The organism is Ochrobactrum sp. SSR (assembly GCF_030067775.1).
GTDB classification, from domain to species: Bacteria; Pseudomonadota; Alphaproteobacteria; order Rhizobiales; family Rhizobiaceae; genus Brucella; species Brucella teleogrylli.
In genome coordinates this window covers 835,753-852,195 of sequence record NZ_CP125970.1, presented here as the reverse complement: position 1 = coordinate 852,195, position 16,443 = coordinate 835,753, and the positions used below count along the sequence as shown (strand labels likewise).

Here is a 16,443-nt window from a genome sequence, read left to right as displayed (position 1 = left end):
ACTGGTGATAGCCTTTCATGGGCGCAGAAATAGTGAACTATCTCTGGCAGTTTTCTGTGCAATATTAAAAATATAACTATGCGTCATCTGTTACAGGAGTGGCGCATGCAGCGTATCGTTTTATCAATATTCTTATTGTTTTTAAATTTTCCTTTGGCCAATGCTGCGGACAAGGCCGCGGGGGTTCAATATACAAATATAGACAAAAGCTTCACCTTTTTAGGCGGTGTCGGCTACGCTTGGGTCAAGGCGGACGAAATCGTCTACAATGGCGGAAACCGCATGAGCCATTTGTTTTGGCAGTCGCAAATGCCTGTGCTGACCGGCGCTTTCAGGGCCGAGCCCATGAATAATATAACTGTGGTTGGCCGTGTGAAAATCGGGCTGGGTGGCACCCACAAGATGGAAGACTACGATTGGTTAGCGCCATATTTGAAAAGTTATGATTTTGATGACTGGACAGATCGTTCGGTTAGCGATGAGACAGATCTGGATCGTTACATCAATCTGGATATTGCCGTTGGGCATGATTTCGAGATCAATCAACATAACGTCTTCAATCTGCATGGCGGGTTCAAATATACGAATGTGAAATGGACCAGCGGTAACTCGCAATATGTCTACAGCGAAGAGGGATTTCGCGATAAAACGGGCGTCCTCTCTGGGAAGGGGATCAGCTACGAGCAAAGTTTGCCAGCGCTGTTTGTGGGCGGCGAATGGCGTTCAACATTCGAAAAATGGTCTTTTTCGTTGCTGGGGCGCGTAGGAGCAACTGTCGCTGCCAAGGACATCGACGATCATTGGCGCGGGGATAAGCGTTTTACCGATACGTTCGGAAGCCGGGCGTTTCTGGATACGCAGGCCGAAGTCGCTTATGCCTTTACCGAGCGCACAAATGTCTATCTCTCGGCGGCTTATGAAAAATACTTCCGCATGAGGGGCGACACGATGATGGAAAACAGAACAACGGGGGAGGTTAAGAGCTTCCCCGATGATGCAGGCGCCGGCTTGCAGGCGTTCACGCTTGGCGGCGGCCTGAAAGTCAGTTTCTAACATTGCAAAAAGAAAATCGGCCAGAGTTTTGCTCTGGCCGATTTTTAGGAATACTGAGGCTGGCGGCTTACCGGCCAGCGAGAATGCCCGCGATGATGCCCGTTGCCGTGGTGACCAGCAGGAACTGGTTGTCAACCTTCACCCAGCGCTGGCCCGGACCCGGACGGCGCAGACCATAACGCTTGTAGTCGCGCACTTCCGGCTGGCGGCGCCAGTCATTGTAGCGCTGGCCCTTGGACCAATGCTGACGGCCATGGTCACGCGGGTCTTTACGACCGAATTCCTTGCCATGCGGCGGACGCGGCTTCTGGTCCATGCGGTGCGGACCCGGCTTGCGCTGATAATCCTGCGCCTGTGCGGCCAGCGGTGCGCCGATGAAGGAAAGGGCTACGGCTGCAAGAATGACTTTTTTGAACATCATGTTCTCCTTTGCTGTTGGGTGGACACTATTGGGAGACGAATGAACGGAAGATGAATGTCTGCATTTTGAAACATTAAATAAAATCAATGTGATATTAACGCTTTGTTAACCATGGCTTTATGCGCTTGGGCAAACCGCCAAATGGAAACAGAGCCACTTGACCTCAGCGCAATGCGAACGTAATAGTATTACGACGGTTCCCCGACCGAGAGTGAAGGGGATTAATAGGGAACACGGTGAGGACGACCCGAAAAGGGACCGAGACCGTGGCTGCCCCCGCAACTGTAAGCGGATTGCTGTTCATCCTTGTGACGCCGACGGGCGTCATGCCACTGTGTTCAACCGGCGAAAGCTGAAAGACACGGGAAGGCAGATGGAAGCGATTATCTGCAAGCCAGGAGACCTGCCGTCATAGGGCCTTTGGGCCATCATTATCCATTGTCACGGGCGGGGATGCCCGGAGCAGGAGCAGGTTATGACAGCACATCGCGCCGCAAGGCGCTTTCTTTCATCGTCATCCATATCCCCGGATATCTCCGTTTGCTCACGGCGTCTTATCGCCGTCGCTTGCTGACGTGGCCATTTCTCTCACCATTTCGGGGTTTCCCATGACATTGCACGGCAAGACGTCGTTTCGCATCGCTTTATGCGCTCTTTTTCTGTTTGCAGGCGCGCCAGCACTGCAGGCGGCGGAAACGCAATATCCGCTGACGCTGAAGAACTGCGGACGCGACGTTACTTTCAAACAGGCCCCGACGCGCGCAGTGGCTGTCGGTCAAAGCAGCACGGAGATTTTGTACAGCCTTGGTCTGGGTGACAAGGTGGTCGGTACGGCGGTGTGGTTCGGCCCGGTACTGAAAGGCTTTGAAGAGGTCAACGCCAAGGTCAAGCGACTGGCCGATAACGACCCGAGCTTCGAAAGCGTGCTGGCGCAGAAGCCCGATATTGTGACGGCGGATTTCCAATGGCATGTCGGGCCGAATGGCATTGTCGCCAAGCCGGAGCAGTTCGAGGAACTGGGCATCCCGGCCTATACCTCGCCTTCGGATTGTGTCGGCAAGGATAATTCCGGCGGTGGCGACGGCGTGCGCACGGCAGCCTTCACGATGGATATCGTCTATCAGGAAATCGGCGAGCTGGCCGCAATCTTCAACGTGCAGGATCGCGGTGAAAAGCTCATTGCCGAGCTGAAAGGGCGCGAAGATGCGGCGCGCCGCAAGATTGGCGCCAGCGGGGCCAAGCTTTCCGCTGCGGTGTGGTTTTCCAGCACGCAGATTGACGCCGATCCCTATATCGCCGGAAAATTCGGCGCTCCGGCCTATATCCTGTCGGCGCTCGGCATCAGGAATGTGGTCGACAGCCAGGAAGAATGGCCGACCATCGGCTGGGAAACCATCGCCAAATCTGGCCCGTCGATGATCGTGGCAGCAAAACTTGATCGTCGCCGCTATCCGGCGGACGATATTGCCGTGAAGCGCAAATTCCTCGAAAGCGATCCGGTGACAAGCCTGATGCCTGCCGTCAAGGACGGCCACGTCTTTGACATGGATGCGCAGTCGATGAGCACCTCGCTGCGGGTGATTGAGGGCATCGAAACGCTGGCGGCGGCCATCGCTGCCTCGGACCTCAACAAATGACGGCATTGGTAGCCATAGGAAGGCTTCCGTTCAGCAACAAGGTGAGCGCCGGGGTTCTGGCGCTCATCCTGCTGCTTGCCGCCTTGTGGCTGGGCGCAGCGATTGGCGAAACCGCCATACCGCTCGATGTGGTGGCAAAGACCGTCGCCAACCGGCTGTGGCATGCAGGCTATGTGCTCGATCCCATCGATGAAGGGATTGTGTGGAGCTATCGTCTCAGCCGTGCCGTGGTGGCGGCGTGCTGCGGGGCGGCGCTGGCGCTTTCCGGCGTTGTGCTGCAATCGTTGCTGCGCAATTCTCTCGCTGACCCTTATATTCTTGGCATTTCCGCCGGGGCCTCGACCGGGGCTGTCAGCGTCGCCATTCTTGGCATCGGCGCTGGCGTTCTCACTTTGTCGCTTGGCGCATTCATCGGGGCGATTTTTGCCTTTGTGCTGGTGTCGCTGCTGGCGTTGAAGGCGGGGCGGGGCAACAGCGCGATCATTCTGGCCGGTATTGCCGGATCGCAGCTTTTCAACGCGCTGACCTCGTTCATCGTGACCAAGGCGGCCAATGCCGAGCAGGCGCGGGGCATTATGTTCTGGCTGCTTGGCAATCTGTCCGGCGTGCGTTGGCCGGATGTGACGCTGGCGCTGCCTGCTTGCCTGATCGGGCTGGTGGTCTGCCTGTGGCATGCGCGTGCGCTCGACGCCTTCACCTTCGGCGCGGAATCGGCTGCTTCGCTGGGCATTCCAGTGCGGCGTGTTTATGCCGTGCTGATTGGCGCAAGCGCCATGATGACGGCGGTTATGGTCTCCATTGTCGGGTCCATTGGCTTTATTGGCCTTGTCATTCCCCATGCGGCGCGGATGGTGGTGGGTGTCCGGCATGGCGTTTTGCTGCCCACATCCGCTTTGATCGGTGCGATCTTCATGATCGCAGCAGACATCGTGTCGCGCATCATCGTGCCGGGACAGGTGCTGCCCATCGGTGTGGTGACGGCGCTGGTCGGCGCTCCGGCCTTTGCGCTGCTGCTTGGACAGAGGAGGGCGCGGGCATGATGCTGTCGGCACAGAATCTTTCATGGTCGGCAGGCAGCGTCGAAATCCTGCGCGGGGTTTCGCTCGATGTCGTTGAAGGCGAGTTTCTTGGCATTATCGGGCCGAATGGTTCCGGCAAGACCACGCTTCTATCGCTGCTTTCAGGTTCTGAAGCGCCCGCGCAGCGGTACGGTTTATCTCGGCGAGGCGCCGATTGAACGCTTCAACCGCCGCGAGATTGCGCGCTTGCTGGCGCTGGTCGAACAGCAGGCGGAAACGACCGAGCGCATCACCGCCCGGCAGGCAGTGGAGCTTGGGCGCACGCCTTATCTCGGTGCGCTTTCACCATGGTCTGCGGAGGATGACGCCATCGTCGATCAGGCGCTTGCGCATGTGGACATGTCGCATCTGGCCAAACGCAACTGGCACACATTGTCGGGCGGTGAACGCCAGCGCCTGCATATTGCCCGCGCTCTGGCGCAGCAGCCGCGCATCCTGTTGCTGGACGAGCCGACCAATCATCTCGATATCGGCCACCAGATCGGCCTTCTCGATCTCGTCCGGCGTCAAAGTCGAACGATGGGCCTGACGGTAGTGGCAGCGCTGCATGATCTTAATCATGCAGCCATGTTCTGCGACCGCATTGCGGTGATGGACCGGGGGCGTCTGGCGGCGCTGGGCGCGCCGCGAGAGGTTTTAACCGTGGAACGCATTCGCTCCGTGTTCGGTGTCGATGTGGAGGTCGAGCATAGCGGCGAGCGCGGCTGTCATATCCGTTACTGCGCCTGCGCCGCTTGACGGCTTACAGCGCCGCTTTCAACCGGCGCTGTTCCAGACCGAGCCCCAGCTCTTCCGCCCGCGCGATGATGGGCGCAAAGCGGCGCTGCTTCTTTTCCGCGTGATTGGAAGCAATATCGGCGATGCGGTGCTTCAGGAACGGGTTGAGAAAACGATTGCGCACGGAAACCACATAGGCTTCCGCTTCCGCGCCAAGCCCGTCTGCTGCGAAAACCGGCAGCACTTCCTCACGCCACAGGGCTTCCAACTCGCTGCGGATGGTTTCATCCTGCATGGCTTCCAGCACGATTTCGTCTTTCGGGCGATTGCCCTTCAGCCAGCGTTCGGCAATGAAACTATGGCCGAGATTGAGCAGATAAAGCTTCAACAGCTCATAGCGCGCCAGATCGTCGGTGACGACGATATCCTTGTGACGGCACGGCAATGTCAGTCCGTCGGCCTGCTCGATGGCCCAGATCGCATAGGGTTCGGCAATAGCACCGACCGGTTCGATGGCCTCGGAGACGATGCGGTCCACCAGACTATTGGCAAAGATGCATCGCGTTTCCAGCCAGTGGGCAAAGCTGTCCGGCAGTTTCCAGTCCTGCGTCAGCCTGATCAGAATTGCGCGCAGCTTGTCGCCATTGCGGGAGATCAGCTCGCACGGAAAAATCGAGAGCGGTGCATCCGGGTTGTTCTGCCAGCGATTGTGCAGCAGCACGAGCAGCTTGGCCGGAAAGCTTTTCGGCAGGGTCTGCGGATTGGCGATGAGCGATGCGTCGTCGCTTGCATCCAGCTCATAACCTTTGTCGCCGGTGTTCGAGAGAATCACCTGGACCGTCGCGCCGAGATCGAGAATCGCGGCCCAGTCGGTATGCGCGGAATAGGCAGCGGTCACGCCCCTGGCGTTGTGCTCTGTTTCCGACGGCTTGCCATCGACCAGACCACGGATCACGACCGGATAACCCTTGCCCTCGTTCAGTGCGGCGATGCGTTGCGCGCTTTGCGGATTGGAGGTGGTCTGCACCACGGCAATCGTGCCGATTGCATCGCCCGTTGCCAGCGCTTCGGCGACGAAGAAATCGGCATGGGCGAGCAGAAAACGGCTGGTGCCGAACTGAAGAATCGCTGGCTTGTCTTGCATGGAATGCTCCCGAATTTGCAGGTCACAACTAAGCAATCCGCACTAAATTGGTCAAGCCAATAGGCTTTATAGCCCAAAAATAGCGTTGAACTTTTCGGTGGTACTGCGCGATTTGCCGCATTTTCGCACCGATTCAGGCATATTGCGCTTCTGGCTGACCGGAATTATGGTAAGGCCAATTTGGGAGCGACGATGAGCGACTTTGCGGCCACAGCGGAACCCCGCAGGCTTTACCAGCAGATTGCCGACCGGTTGAGAGGTCTCATTCAGGCCGGGCAGTTTCCGGCGGGAAGCAGGCTTCCGGCTGAGCGCGAGCTTGCCCAGCAATTGGGCGTGTCGCGCCCGTCGCTGCGCGAGGCGCTGATCGCTCTCGAAATTGCCGGCAATGTCGAAATCCGTATGGGTTCCGGCATTTATGTCAGCGCCGAGCCGGAAAAGCGCGTTGTGACGCAAGGCGTTTCGATCGGCGAAAGCCCGCTTGAAATCATGCAGGCGCGCGAGTTGATCGAAGGCAGTTTGGTGGTGATGGCCTGTGCGCGCATGACGCCGGAGACCTTGGCTGCCTTGCGCGCCACGCTCGACGAAATGCGCGCCCAGGTGCATGTCGACCGCCGGGCGATGGAGCTTGACCGGCAGTTTCACCTGTTGTTGGCCGAACAGGCAGGCAATTCGGTGGTGGTACGAATTATCCGCGATCTCTTCGATGAGCGGCACAGCCCGCTGACGTCGCAGATCAGAACGCGGTTTGAGAATAACGATACGTGGGTTCTGGCCTTGGCAGAACACGAAATCGTCTATGCAGCGCTGGAGGCGAGGAATCCGCTTCAGGCGCAGGCGGCCATGCGAACGCATCTGGAGCAATCCAAGCAGCGTTGGATGGATAACGAGCCGCGCGACAGATCGCCTATAGCGACATGACCGCGACGACATGAATTGGGAGTGAGGTCAGACCCATGAATATTTCCGTTTCTCCGGCTGCCGCAGCGCCGGTCATTCTCTTGCATCCGTCCGACGATGTCGCGGTTGCGCGTATTTCCGTTCGTGCTGGCGACCCCATCGGTCTGGAAGGCATCAATGCACGCGCACTGATCGGACGCGGCCACAAGGTGGCGATCCGCGCCATTCCAGAAGGCAAGGAAGTTCTGAAATACGGACAGGTCATCGGCGTTGCCACCAAGGACATTGCGCCCGGAGAGCATGTGCATCTGCAAAACCTCGCCATGCTGCCTTCCGAACATGAACACCAGTTCTCCATCGATATCGAAGAACGCGGCATGTTGCCGGAAGCCGAACGCCGCCATTTCATGGGCTATGATCGCGGCGCTGGTGGCGTGGGCACGCGCAACTATATCGGCGTCATTTCCTCGGTGAACTGTTCGGCCACCGTGTCGCGCTATATCGCTGACTATTTCAACCGCATGGGCGGTCTCGACGGATTCGACAATGTGGATGGCGTTGTGGCGCTGACCCATGGCAGCGGTTGCGCGCTCAACACCAAGTCTGAAGGCTATCGCCTTTTGACCCGCACCATTCAGGGTTATGCCAAGCACCCGAATTTCGGCGGTATCCTGCTGATTGGCCTTGGCTGCGAAACGAACCAGATCGCGCCGATCCTCGAACATTACCGCATGGAAGAAGGCTCGCGCCTGCGCACCATGACGATCCAGCAGCACGGCGGCACACGCAAGACCATTGATCATGCGATTGCCGAGATCAAGGAAATGCTGCCGCTGGTCAATTCGGCGGTGCGCACCAAGCAGCCGTTGTCGAAGCTTAAAGTGGCTCTGGAATGCGGCGGCTCGGATGGTTATTCCGGCATTTCGGCCAATCCGGCGTTGGGCTATGCCTCTGACCTGATCGTGCGTAATGGCGGCACGACCGTTCTGGCTGAAACGCCGGAAATCTATGGTGCAGAACATCTTTTGACGCGCCGCGCCGTGACGCCTGCGGTGGCGGAAAAGCTGTTGCAGCGCATCGACTGGTGGCGCGATTACACGGCGCGCAATGGCGACGAACTCAACAATAATCCATCGCATGGCAACAAGCTTGGCGGTCTCACCACCATTCTGGAAAAGTCGCTCGGCGCGGTCGCTAAGGGCGGCTCGATGCCGCTCAAGGCGGTCTATGAATTTGCAGAAACCGTCACGGAGCCCGGCTTCGTCTTCATGGATACGCCGGGCTATGATCCGGTTGCCGTGACCGGACAGGTGGCGGGCGGCTGCAATGTCATTTGCTTCACCACGGGCCGTGGTTCGGTTTCCGGCTTCAAGCCCTCGCCCTGCATCAAGATCGCCACGAATTCCGAAATGTACGAGCACATGAAGGAAGACATGGACATCAATTGCGGCGGCATCGTCACCGGCGAGGAGACCATCGAGGAATCCGGCACGCGCATCTTCGAATATATCATCGCGGCCGCCTCCGGCGAAAAGACGCTGAGCGAAATCTACGACTATGGCGACAATGAATTCGTGCCATGGCAGGTCGGCGCCGTTACCTGATCCGCATCTTTCAATCTGTAACCGACAGGAATATCCGATGGTCAAAGCTCTGCGTATAGAGAGCGAAAACGTTACCCGCTTCGCCGAAATCGACGAAGCGCCGCTGCTCCCCGGTCATGTGCGCGTCAAGGTGCGGCATGTCGGCCTGTGCGGCAGCGATCTGAACACCTTCAAGGGTCTCAATCCGCTGGTGCAGTTGCCGCGCATTCCGGGGCATGAAATCGGCGGAGAAATCATTGAAGCCGGTGCGGGCGTCAGTGCGGCCTATGCCGCAGGCAAGCGCGTCATCGTGCTGCCCTATACGAATTGCGGCGAATGCTCGTCCTGCCGCAAGGGACGTCTCAATGCGTGCCGCTACAACAAGACTCTCGGTGTGCAGCAGAATGGCGGTCTGGCCGACCAGATCGTGCTGCCAGCCGAAAAGCTGATCCTCAACGATACGCTGGAACCACGCCATTTGGCGCTGGTCGAGCCACTTTCGGTCGGTTTCCATGCCGTGGCGCGTGGCCGCGTCGAGGCGGGCGATACGGTTGCGGTGCTGGGCTGCGGCATGATCGGCATGGGTGTGCTGATCGGTGCCGTGGCGCGCGGCGCGAAGGTCATCGCCATCGATCCGAGCGCCGAAAAGCGCGAGCTGGCGCTGCAATTCGGTGCCACGCATGTTCTGGCGAGCGGCGAGGATGTGGTGCAAAAGGTCATGGAACTGACCGGCGATGACGGCGTCGATGTCGCTTTCGAAGCGGTCGGCCTGCCCATCACTTTCACGCAGGCCGTCGATCTTGCGGGCTTTGCGGGACGTGTGGTCTATGTCGGCTACTCCAAGGCACCTGTCACCTACCAGACCCAGTTCTTCAATCTGAAGGAACTCGACATCATGGGCTCGCGCAATGCGACGCTGACCGATTTCGAGGCAGTGGTTTCGCATCTGGAGAAGCTTGGTGCCGATGCCGACAAGCTGATTTCAAAGGTGTTCCCGTTCGATGAAGCCGAACAGGCGCTGCCCTATTGGGATGGCGATCGCAATGTGCTGAAAATCGTGATCGAGCGGGCGTAAGCCGTGGCAAATCGAATAAAGGGGAGCCGGTCTGGCTCCCTTTTTTTATCGCTTTAGGCAATGCCGATTCTCTTTCAGACCGCATTTGCCGGACCTTGCGTAAAAATTTTTTTTTGGGCGCTGCCGCGAGAAACCGGCAGCCACTTTCCTTTTGCCATCGCAAGGCCGTGCACCGAAAAAATACGGGCTTCGTCGGCTATAGCAGATGCCGCTAAAAATAGCGGATTCAGGCCGTTTGGGGCGCAAATGGGGCAGGTTTCTGCCCATTTTCATGTATAGACCAATACATATCGGACGACAGTATAATCATACTGTTTTTCTATAATTATAGCGATTTCGTCTTCAATCTATAGTCGTCGGTCTGATGTCGCAGCTGATGGCATATTTGTCGCACGCCGTTCGTGCAATTGAGTGGCGGAGGACTACTATTGTCCTCATGCTGGCCGACTTCGACCTACTTAAGTAATGCCCTGGCCAGCCTGCATATTTCGTCGCGCAACCTTTCAAAAAAGCATTAAAGGGGATGGGTGCGCTTGGATGAATTCACGGCTGTGGGTGGACATGTCGGGAAATGACCTATATAGAATCAGGCAATCTTTCGCTAATCATTCCGTGCGAACCGTTCGCGGTTCGCAGATTGTGTGTGCGCGATCCGCGCTGGAATGAAGTCATATCAATCTTGAAAAGGAGATTAAGTCCGCCAGCACAGCGGGGTTAAACTTAATGCATGGTATTTTATACAAGGATGAAAGTATGAAGTCGCCGGCTAAGACAAAGATAAGCTTGAATGGCGTGTTTAAAGTCTTCGGCGACGACCCGAAGCGTGCAATGGAAGCGTTGCGCGCAGGCAAGTCAAAAGCGCAGATTTACAGCGATCTCGGGGCTACAATCGGCGTCGATGATGCAAGTTTCGATATTTATGAAGGCGAAGTATTCGTCATCATGGGTCTGTCCGGCTCGGGCAAATCGACCCTCCTGCGCCTGCTCAACCGGCTTATCGAACCGACCGCCGGTTCCATCGAAGTGGAAGGCCGCGATATCGTCAAAATGACGAAGCGCGAGCTGATCGATCTTCGCCGCCGCGACATGAGCATGGTTTTCCAGTCATTCGCGCTGTTGCCCAATCGTTCGGTGCTGAACAACGCCGCCTTTGGCCTTGAAGTGGCCGGGATGGGCGAAGCCGAGCGCCACGCCAAGGCGCTGACCGCGCTCGCAGCCGTCGGTCTCGAACCCTATGCCAACAGCATGCCGGACCAGCTTTCCGGTGGTATGAAGCAGCGCGTCGGCCTGGCGCGGGCTCTGGCCAGCGAGCCGACGATCCTTTTGATGGATGAAGCGTTTTCTGCGCTCGATCCGCTGATCCGCACCGAAATGCAGGATGAGTTGAAGCGCCTTCAGGCCGAGCATAGCCGCACCATCATCTTCGTCAGCCATGACCTTGATGAAGCGATGCGCATCGGCGACCGTATCTGCATCATGCAGCACGGCAAGGTCGTGCAGGTGGGCACGCCGAACGAGATCGTCTCGGAGCCTGCCAATGATTATGTCCGGTCCTTCTTCCGCAATGTGGATGTGTCGCGTGTCTTCAAGGCCGCCGACGTCGCCCGCGAGGATGAGCTGATCGTGTTTGAACCCGAACAGCTTGCCACCGCTCTTGAGCGCTTTGACGCCAGCGGCAAGACCTTTGGCGTGCTGGTCGATGCAGACCGCACCTATCGTGGTCTTGTCAGCCGGGATGCGTTGGCCAAAGGTGTCCCCGCCGAGGCAGGAACGCGACTTGACGATGTGGCCGCCATCGAGGCGCAAGCGCCACTGTCGGGTCTCCTGACGCAGGTTGCCGCCAGCCCGTGGCCGATGCCCGTCACCGACCAGCATAACCGCTACGTGGGCGCGATCAGCAAGTCGGCATTGCTTGAAACCTTGGGCCGGGCGGGCTGATTGCCCGTCGCCAATTCGCTCTCGCACGCTTTGTGTGACGCATTTCCAGCAAAACCGGTTACCACTTTTGCTGGAAATGTTTCCCACCCAGTCCAGAAATACGGAAATGGACGGTAAAACATGGATTTGAATTTCAGTGTTGGTGGTGCGGCTGATGTTGTGGTCAATTACATTCTCGACCACTTCACGCCTGCACTCGACATAATCGCAGCGACCATCGGTTTTGTGACCGATGGTATTCAAAACGCTCTCATCGCTATTCCACCCGTTGCTGGTGTGGCCATCCTCACCTTGCTCGCGCTGTGGCGCGTGGGCTGGAAGTTTGCGATCTTCACCCTTCTCGCATTGGCGCTCATCATCCACATGGAATTGTGGAGCGGCACAATGGAAAGCCTGTCGCTGGTGCTGGCATCGACCGTTATCGCGGTGGTGATTGGCATCCCGCTTGGCATCGCCATGGCGCGCAGCGACACGGTGGCGTCAGTCGTGCGCCCGGTGCTCGACCTGATGCAGACGATGCCAGCCTTCGTCTATCTTATTCCGGCGGCGATGTTCTTCGGCCTTGGCGCCGTGCCCGGCACGATTGCGACGGTAATTTTCGCCATGCCGCCGGTGGTGCGCCTGACCAATCTCGGCATTCGGCAGGTTCATGCAGAATTCGTCGAAGCGGGTCTGGCCTTCGGCTGCACATCGCGCCAGCTTCTGTTCAAGGTGCAACTGCCAAACGCCATGCCGTCGATCATGGCCGGTGTAAACCAGACGATCATGCTGTCGCTGTCGATGGTGGTCATCGCATCGATGATTGGCGCGGGCGGCCTTGGAAATACGGTCCTGACCGGCATTCAGCGCCTCAATGTGGGGCTTGGCTTCGAAGGCGGACTGGCCGTGGTCATTCTGGCGGTCATTCTCGACCGGATTACCCAGAGCTTCGGCAAGGGAAATGGCACCGGTTTCTTCAAGAGACTGGCATCGTTGAGAAAGGCGGCGGGCACACAATCCGCCTCATCCTTTCGCAAGCAGGAAGCATGAGACAACCAGAAACAATAACGGGAACTGAATCCAATCGAAAAGGAGTAGGCATGTTGAAGAAACTTGCAGGTTTCGGTCTGGCTGCAGTGGTGGCGGGTACCATGACAATGGGCGCGGCCTTTGCGCAAGATAGCAAGACGGTGAAGATCGGCTGGGCCCCGTGGTCCGACGCCGAATTCGTCACCAAGCTGGCGAAGAAGCTGATCGAAGACAATCTCGGCCAGAAGGTCGAACTGGTGCAGACTGATGTTGCACCGCTTTATCAGGGCGTCAGCCGTGGCGATATCGACGCCATGATGATGGCCTGGTTGCCGGAAACCCACGCCGATTATTACAAGCGCGTCGAGGGCAAGGTTGAAGATCTCGGACCGCTTTATGAAGGCGCAAAGCTTGGCTGGATCGTGCCGGATTATATTCCGGAAAGCGAAATCAGCTCCATCGCCGATCTGAAGAAGCCGGAAGTGAAAGAAAAGCTGAAAGGCGAAATCCAGGGCATCGATCCGGGTGCTGGTCTGACGCGTCTTTCGCAGGAAGCAATCAAGAAATACGGGCTTGATTACAAGCTCAATATTTCGAGTGAAGCGGCAATGCTCACGACGGTTGACCGCGCGACGCGCTCGGATGGCTGGTTCGTGGCAACCTCGTGGAGCCCGCACTGGATGTTCGGCAAGTATAAGCTGCGCTACATTGCCGATCCGGAAGGCGCGCTGGGTGGCGCTGAACATATCAACGCCATTGCACGCAAGGGCTTCAAGGAAGACAACCCGAAAGTTGCTTCGCTGCTGACCAAGTTCAGCATTCCGATCAGCGAACTCGAAGCGGCGATGTTCGATGCGCAGGAAACCTCCTACGAGAAGGCTGTCGATAAATATATCGCCGACCATCCGGACCGCATCAAGGAATGGCTTGCCGAATAATTAGGTAGCTCTGACATGAAAAAGCCCCGCTCACGCGGGGCTTTTCTAGCCCCTGCGGGCGATCAGAATACCGGCAATGACGATTGCGCCGCCCAGCCCCTGCATCATGCCGAGTGGTTCGGACAAAATGGTCCAGGCGAGAAACGCCGCCACCACCGGCTGAAGCAGCAAGGTGAGCGACGAGAAGGAAGCCGGCAGAAATGCAAGCGCATAGGCGATCATGCTTTGCCCGGCGGCATGGGTGAGCCATGCAAGGCCCGCCAGTATCAGCCAGCCGTAGAGCGTGGTGGGCACGATCTGCCCTTCGGCAAAATAGGCGACTGGCAGCGAAACGATCGCCGCAATGGCGCTGCTCCAGAGCATGATGCGCATGGTCGAAAACCGGTTGCGCAGGCGTCCGACCGCCAGAATGTAACCGGCATAGAACACGGCAGCCAGCAGTGCGAGCGCATCGCCCGATGATTGCGAATGCAGGAGTTCGCCCGGCCCGCCTTTCAGCACGACCACACCCAGAATGGCCACAACCAACCCGATGATGAAGGACTGGCTGACACGCGCCTTGTAGAGCAGCCATGCGGCGAGCGTGACGAAGATCGGCGCCATATTGGCCAGAAGCGTCGCATTGGCGACCGACGTATAATGCAGCGACAAATGCCACGCGCCGAGATCGGCGGCGATGAACAGGCCGGGCACGGCCAGCAGCAGGCAATCCGTGAGGGTGAGGCGCTTGTTGTCTTTTATGTCGCTGCGTTCGCGTCCGCTCATCAGCATGAGCGGGATGACCGCCAACGCCACGCGCCAGAAGCCGGTGGCAAGGGGGGCCGACTTCCGACAGGCGGACAAAGATCGGCGAACTCGCAATGGCAAAGCCACCGGCCACCAGAATGGGCATGGCCCAACGCTGGCCAAAGGTCTGGGCGCTTGAAGGGGACGGGCCCGTTACGGGGCTTTCTGGAGCGGTCGTCTGCGACATTATCAAACTCGGGTCAAACTCGGGCGAAACCGGCGTTGCAGAGCGAATTCAGCATATTTGTTCTGCAACACATGTTCTGAAACCGTCTGTCATGTCGCAAAGCAGTCGAATTATAGAAATTCTTGACTGTTGGCATGCAGACGCCGAGATGCTTATTCCTGTTTGATGACAGCGTCCAGAAGAAAGAATGCGGGCATGACTGCTTTGCAGCCGTTGCTGCCACAACGCTTTCAGGAGGACGGCGAGAACAAAAAAGCGCCCCGCAGGGCGCTTTCCGATTGTCGATCTATGGCGCGTTACCGATAGGGCGAGACACATTGTCTGCGCGGGCCGCTGTTCGGCTGGAAGGTGTTATCCGATACGCGATAGGTGCGATAACGGCTCTGACACCAACGAACGTGGTTGTTGCTGTGAACAACGCGGGGCTGGTTCAGCGCGCCGCCGACGATTGCGCCTGCCGTGAAGGCTGCCAGCGGATACCACCAGCCATCACTGTGGCGGCGATAGCCGTTGCGGTAGTAGCGCGAGCCGTGATGGCCATGCCAGTAACCGGGACGGTTCGACGGACGGTGGCTGCTATGGGGCGGGCGACCGGGGCGATGGGCATTGCTTGGAGGGCGGCCCGGCCTGTGGGCGTTGCTCGGCGGACGTTTGTGGCGCTGGGCATGACCGCGCGGTGGACGGCGATCATCGCGAACCTGTTCGACGTTCTGATTGAGAGCAGGACGCTCAAGGTTCATCGGCGCAGCCATGGTTGGTACGATGGATGTAAATCCAAAGACCAGCGCCAAGGTCCCCGCGCACGCCTTTTTCAGAATTTTCATATGCAACCCTCCGTATGGAATGACGCAACTAAACGCCTGAAAACACAATTGGTTCCGTTTCCAGGCGATGATTGGCCCACAATTTTGACCGGAGGATTGTGAATCTATTCCGTGCCGATGCGCACGATCTTGTCGACCAGAGCGGACGCCAGATGGAGCGCGCTGCCGGTAGCAGCCACGATCTGGGGCAGGATCATCCATTCCAGCATCCATGCCGCGCCCGAACGTTCCTGCTCATGCACCATGGATTGATGCAGGCCGGAAACTTGCACCGCGTTGAAACGGGCAAGGCTGACCAGCACTTCCGCACCGACCGGATTTTGCTTGTGCGGCATGGCCGATGATCCGCCGCCGCCCGAAAGCGAAAGCTCTGCGCCAAGTTCGGCCATCAGCGCAATGTCCTGCCCGAATTTGCCGAGCGTTCCCGTGATCAGCGACAGGAGGCTGCCGAATTCTGCGATGAAAGCGCGCTGGCTTTGCCATTGCGGGCGGTCGTGCAGACCAAGTTTCTCTGCCAGAAGCGCGCGCAGGGCTGGGCCGCTCTCGCCGAACTTTTTCAAGCGTTCCCGCCGCGCCGCCAAATTGCAGCGGAAAGGCGAGGGTGCTGAGCTTCTGGTCGTAACCGCCGAGCGGCGTCTGCCAGCTCGCAATCCGGTCGGAAACCGTGACGGGAATGGCGGCCTGCATCCGGGTATAGGCGGTGAGGCTGTTTTTGCCGAAGGTCGCGTCAAGCCAGTTGAAGCGGTCGGAAAGCTGATGCAGCCGACCGCGCAGAATACCATTCACCGCCTGCAGCCGCAGCATCAGGCTTGTGTCGATGACATCCTGACTGGTGGCTCCGAAATGCAGCTGTGCGGCGAATTCCAGGCCTGTCGCCTTGCGCAGTTCCTTCACGAGTGCCGGAATGATCACGCCATCCCGTGCCGTCCCGCTTTCAAGAACGGACAGGTCCGGTTCGAAAGTCTCAGCCGCCAGCCTGATCGCATTGGCGGTTTCGACCGGGATTATGCCGAGCGAAGCCTGGGCATCCGACAATGCCACCTCGAAGCGGACCATTCCGGCGATGTCAGCCGCAGCCGTGAAGAGACTTAATATCTCTTCGTCATCGCCGAAAAGCCCGGCCAGAAACGGATGTTCGAATACCGAAATGCTCATG

Annotated in this window: 13 protein-coding genes, 3 pseudogenes and 1 riboswitch; of the genes and pseudogenes, 11 read left to right on the top strand and 5 right to left on the bottom strand. The window is 58.1% G+C overall.

Features of this window, described 5'->3' with window-relative positions:
- Positions 1-105: 105 nt before the first annotated feature.
- A complete protein-coding gene (locus QLQ11_RS15400) occupies positions 106-1,053 on the top strand; it encodes an omptin family outer membrane protease (protein ID WP_109367120.1) in 948 nt (315 codons plus the stop codon).
- 67 nt (positions 1,054-1,120) lie between these two features.
- Here the strand turns inward: QLQ11_RS15400 and QLQ11_RS15395 are convergent, their stop codons facing one another.
- Positions 1,121-1,471, bottom strand: coding sequence for an RcnB family protein (locus QLQ11_RS15395; protein WP_109367121.1), 351 nt, complete (start codon positions 1,469-1,471; stop codon positions 1,121-1,123).
- 180 nt (positions 1,472-1,651) lie between these two features.
- Positions 1,652-1,900, top strand: a riboswitch (cobalamin riboswitch).
- Positions 1,901-2,082: 182 nt separating this feature from the next.
- On the opposite strand from QLQ11_RS15395, the gene QLQ11_RS15390 reads away from it, so the two are divergent.
- From QLQ11_RS15390 to QLQ11_RS15380, 3 genes and pseudogenes are all read left to right on the top strand, one after another.
- Positions 2,083-3,111 carry an ABC transporter substrate-binding protein gene (locus tag QLQ11_RS15390; RefSeq protein WP_109367122.1) on the top strand — a complete coding sequence of 343 codons (1,029 nt, stop codon included), beginning with the start codon at positions 2,083-2,085 and terminating at the stop codon, positions 3,109-3,111.
- Positions 3,108-4,151 carry an iron ABC transporter permease gene (locus tag QLQ11_RS15385; protein WP_109367123.1) on the top strand — a complete coding sequence of 348 codons (1,044 nt, stop codon included), beginning with the start codon at positions 3,108-3,110 and terminating at the stop codon, positions 4,149-4,151. The genes QLQ11_RS15390 and QLQ11_RS15385 overlap by 4 nt, the downstream gene beginning before the upstream one ends.
- A pseudogene (locus QLQ11_RS15380) lies at positions 4,148-4,928 on the top strand (ABC transporter ATP-binding protein). Before QLQ11_RS15385 ends, QLQ11_RS15380 begins: the two are co-directional and overlap by 4 nt.
- 4 nt (positions 4,929-4,932) lie before the next feature.
- Here the strand turns inward: QLQ11_RS15380 and QLQ11_RS15375 are convergent.
- On the bottom strand, positions 4,933-6,051 hold the full coding sequence (locus QLQ11_RS15375; RefSeq protein WP_283736178.1) for a mannitol dehydrogenase family protein: 1,119 nt from the start codon (positions 6,049-6,051) through the stop codon (positions 4,933-4,935).
- Between the two features lie 192 nt (positions 6,052-6,243).
- Between QLQ11_RS15375 and QLQ11_RS15370 the strand changes: the two genes are divergently transcribed.
- The 6 genes from QLQ11_RS15370 (at position 6,244) to QLQ11_RS15345 (ending at position 13,490) form a co-directional block, all read left to right on the top strand.
- Entirely contained in the window at positions 6,244-6,969 is a 726-nt protein-coding gene (locus QLQ11_RS15370) for a FadR/GntR family transcriptional regulator (protein ID WP_109367126.1), read from the top strand.
- Positions 6,970-7,004: 35 nt separating this feature from the next.
- Positions 7,005-8,552: a UxaA family hydrolase gene (locus tag QLQ11_RS15365; RefSeq protein ID WP_109367127.1), complete on the top strand. Its 1,548-nt coding sequence runs from the start codon at positions 7,005-7,007 to the stop codon at positions 8,550-8,552.
- A gap of 37 nt (positions 8,553-8,589) precedes the next feature.
- Positions 8,590-9,606 carry a zinc-binding alcohol dehydrogenase family protein gene (locus QLQ11_RS15360; RefSeq protein WP_109367128.1) on the top strand — a complete coding sequence of 339 codons (1,017 nt, stop codon included), beginning with the start codon at positions 8,590-8,592 and terminating at the stop codon, positions 9,604-9,606.
- A 753-nt stretch (positions 9,607-10,359) separates the two neighbouring features.
- Positions 10,360-11,544: a glycine betaine/L-proline ABC transporter ATP-binding protein ProV gene (gene proV / locus QLQ11_RS15355; RefSeq protein WP_283736177.1), complete on the top strand. Its 1,185-nt coding sequence runs from the start codon at positions 10,360-10,362 to the stop codon at positions 11,542-11,544.
- 120 nt (positions 11,545-11,664) lie between these two features.
- The gene (locus QLQ11_RS15350; protein WP_109367129.1) at positions 11,665-12,573 is read left to right on the top strand and encodes a proline/glycine betaine ABC transporter permease; all 909 of its coding nucleotides are present in this window, start codon (positions 11,665-11,667) and stop codon (positions 12,571-12,573) included.
- A gap of 50 nt (positions 12,574-12,623) precedes the next feature.
- Positions 12,624-13,490, top strand: a complete 867-nt coding sequence (locus tag QLQ11_RS15345) for a glycine betaine ABC transporter substrate-binding protein (protein WP_109367130.1) — start codon at positions 12,624-12,626, stop codon at positions 13,488-13,490.
- Positions 13,491-13,535: 45 nt separating this feature from the next.
- Here QLQ11_RS15345 and QLQ11_RS15340 read toward each other — a convergent pair.
- Positions 13,536-14,463 (bottom strand): annotated as a pseudogene (locus QLQ11_RS15340) (DMT family transporter).
- Here QLQ11_RS15340 and QLQ11_RS15335 point away from each other — a divergent pair.
- Positions 14,351-14,629, top strand: coding sequence for a hypothetical protein (locus QLQ11_RS15335; protein ID WP_283736294.1), 279 nt, complete (start codon positions 14,351-14,353; stop codon positions 14,627-14,629). The pseudogene QLQ11_RS15340 and the gene QLQ11_RS15335 overlap by 113 nt on opposite strands.
- Positions 14,630-14,759: 130 nt before the next feature.
- Here QLQ11_RS15335 and QLQ11_RS15330 read toward each other — a convergent pair whose 3' ends face one another.
- The gene (locus QLQ11_RS15330; RefSeq protein ID WP_109367132.1) at positions 14,760-15,287 is read right to left on the bottom strand and encodes a BA14K family protein; all 528 of its coding nucleotides are present in this window, start codon (positions 15,285-15,287) and stop codon (positions 14,760-14,762) included.
- 104 nt (positions 15,288-15,391) lie between these two features.
- Positions 15,392-16,442: pseudogene (locus QLQ11_RS15325) on the bottom strand (3-carboxy-cis,cis-muconate cycloisomerase).
- Between the last annotated feature and the right edge of the window lies 1 nt (position 16,443).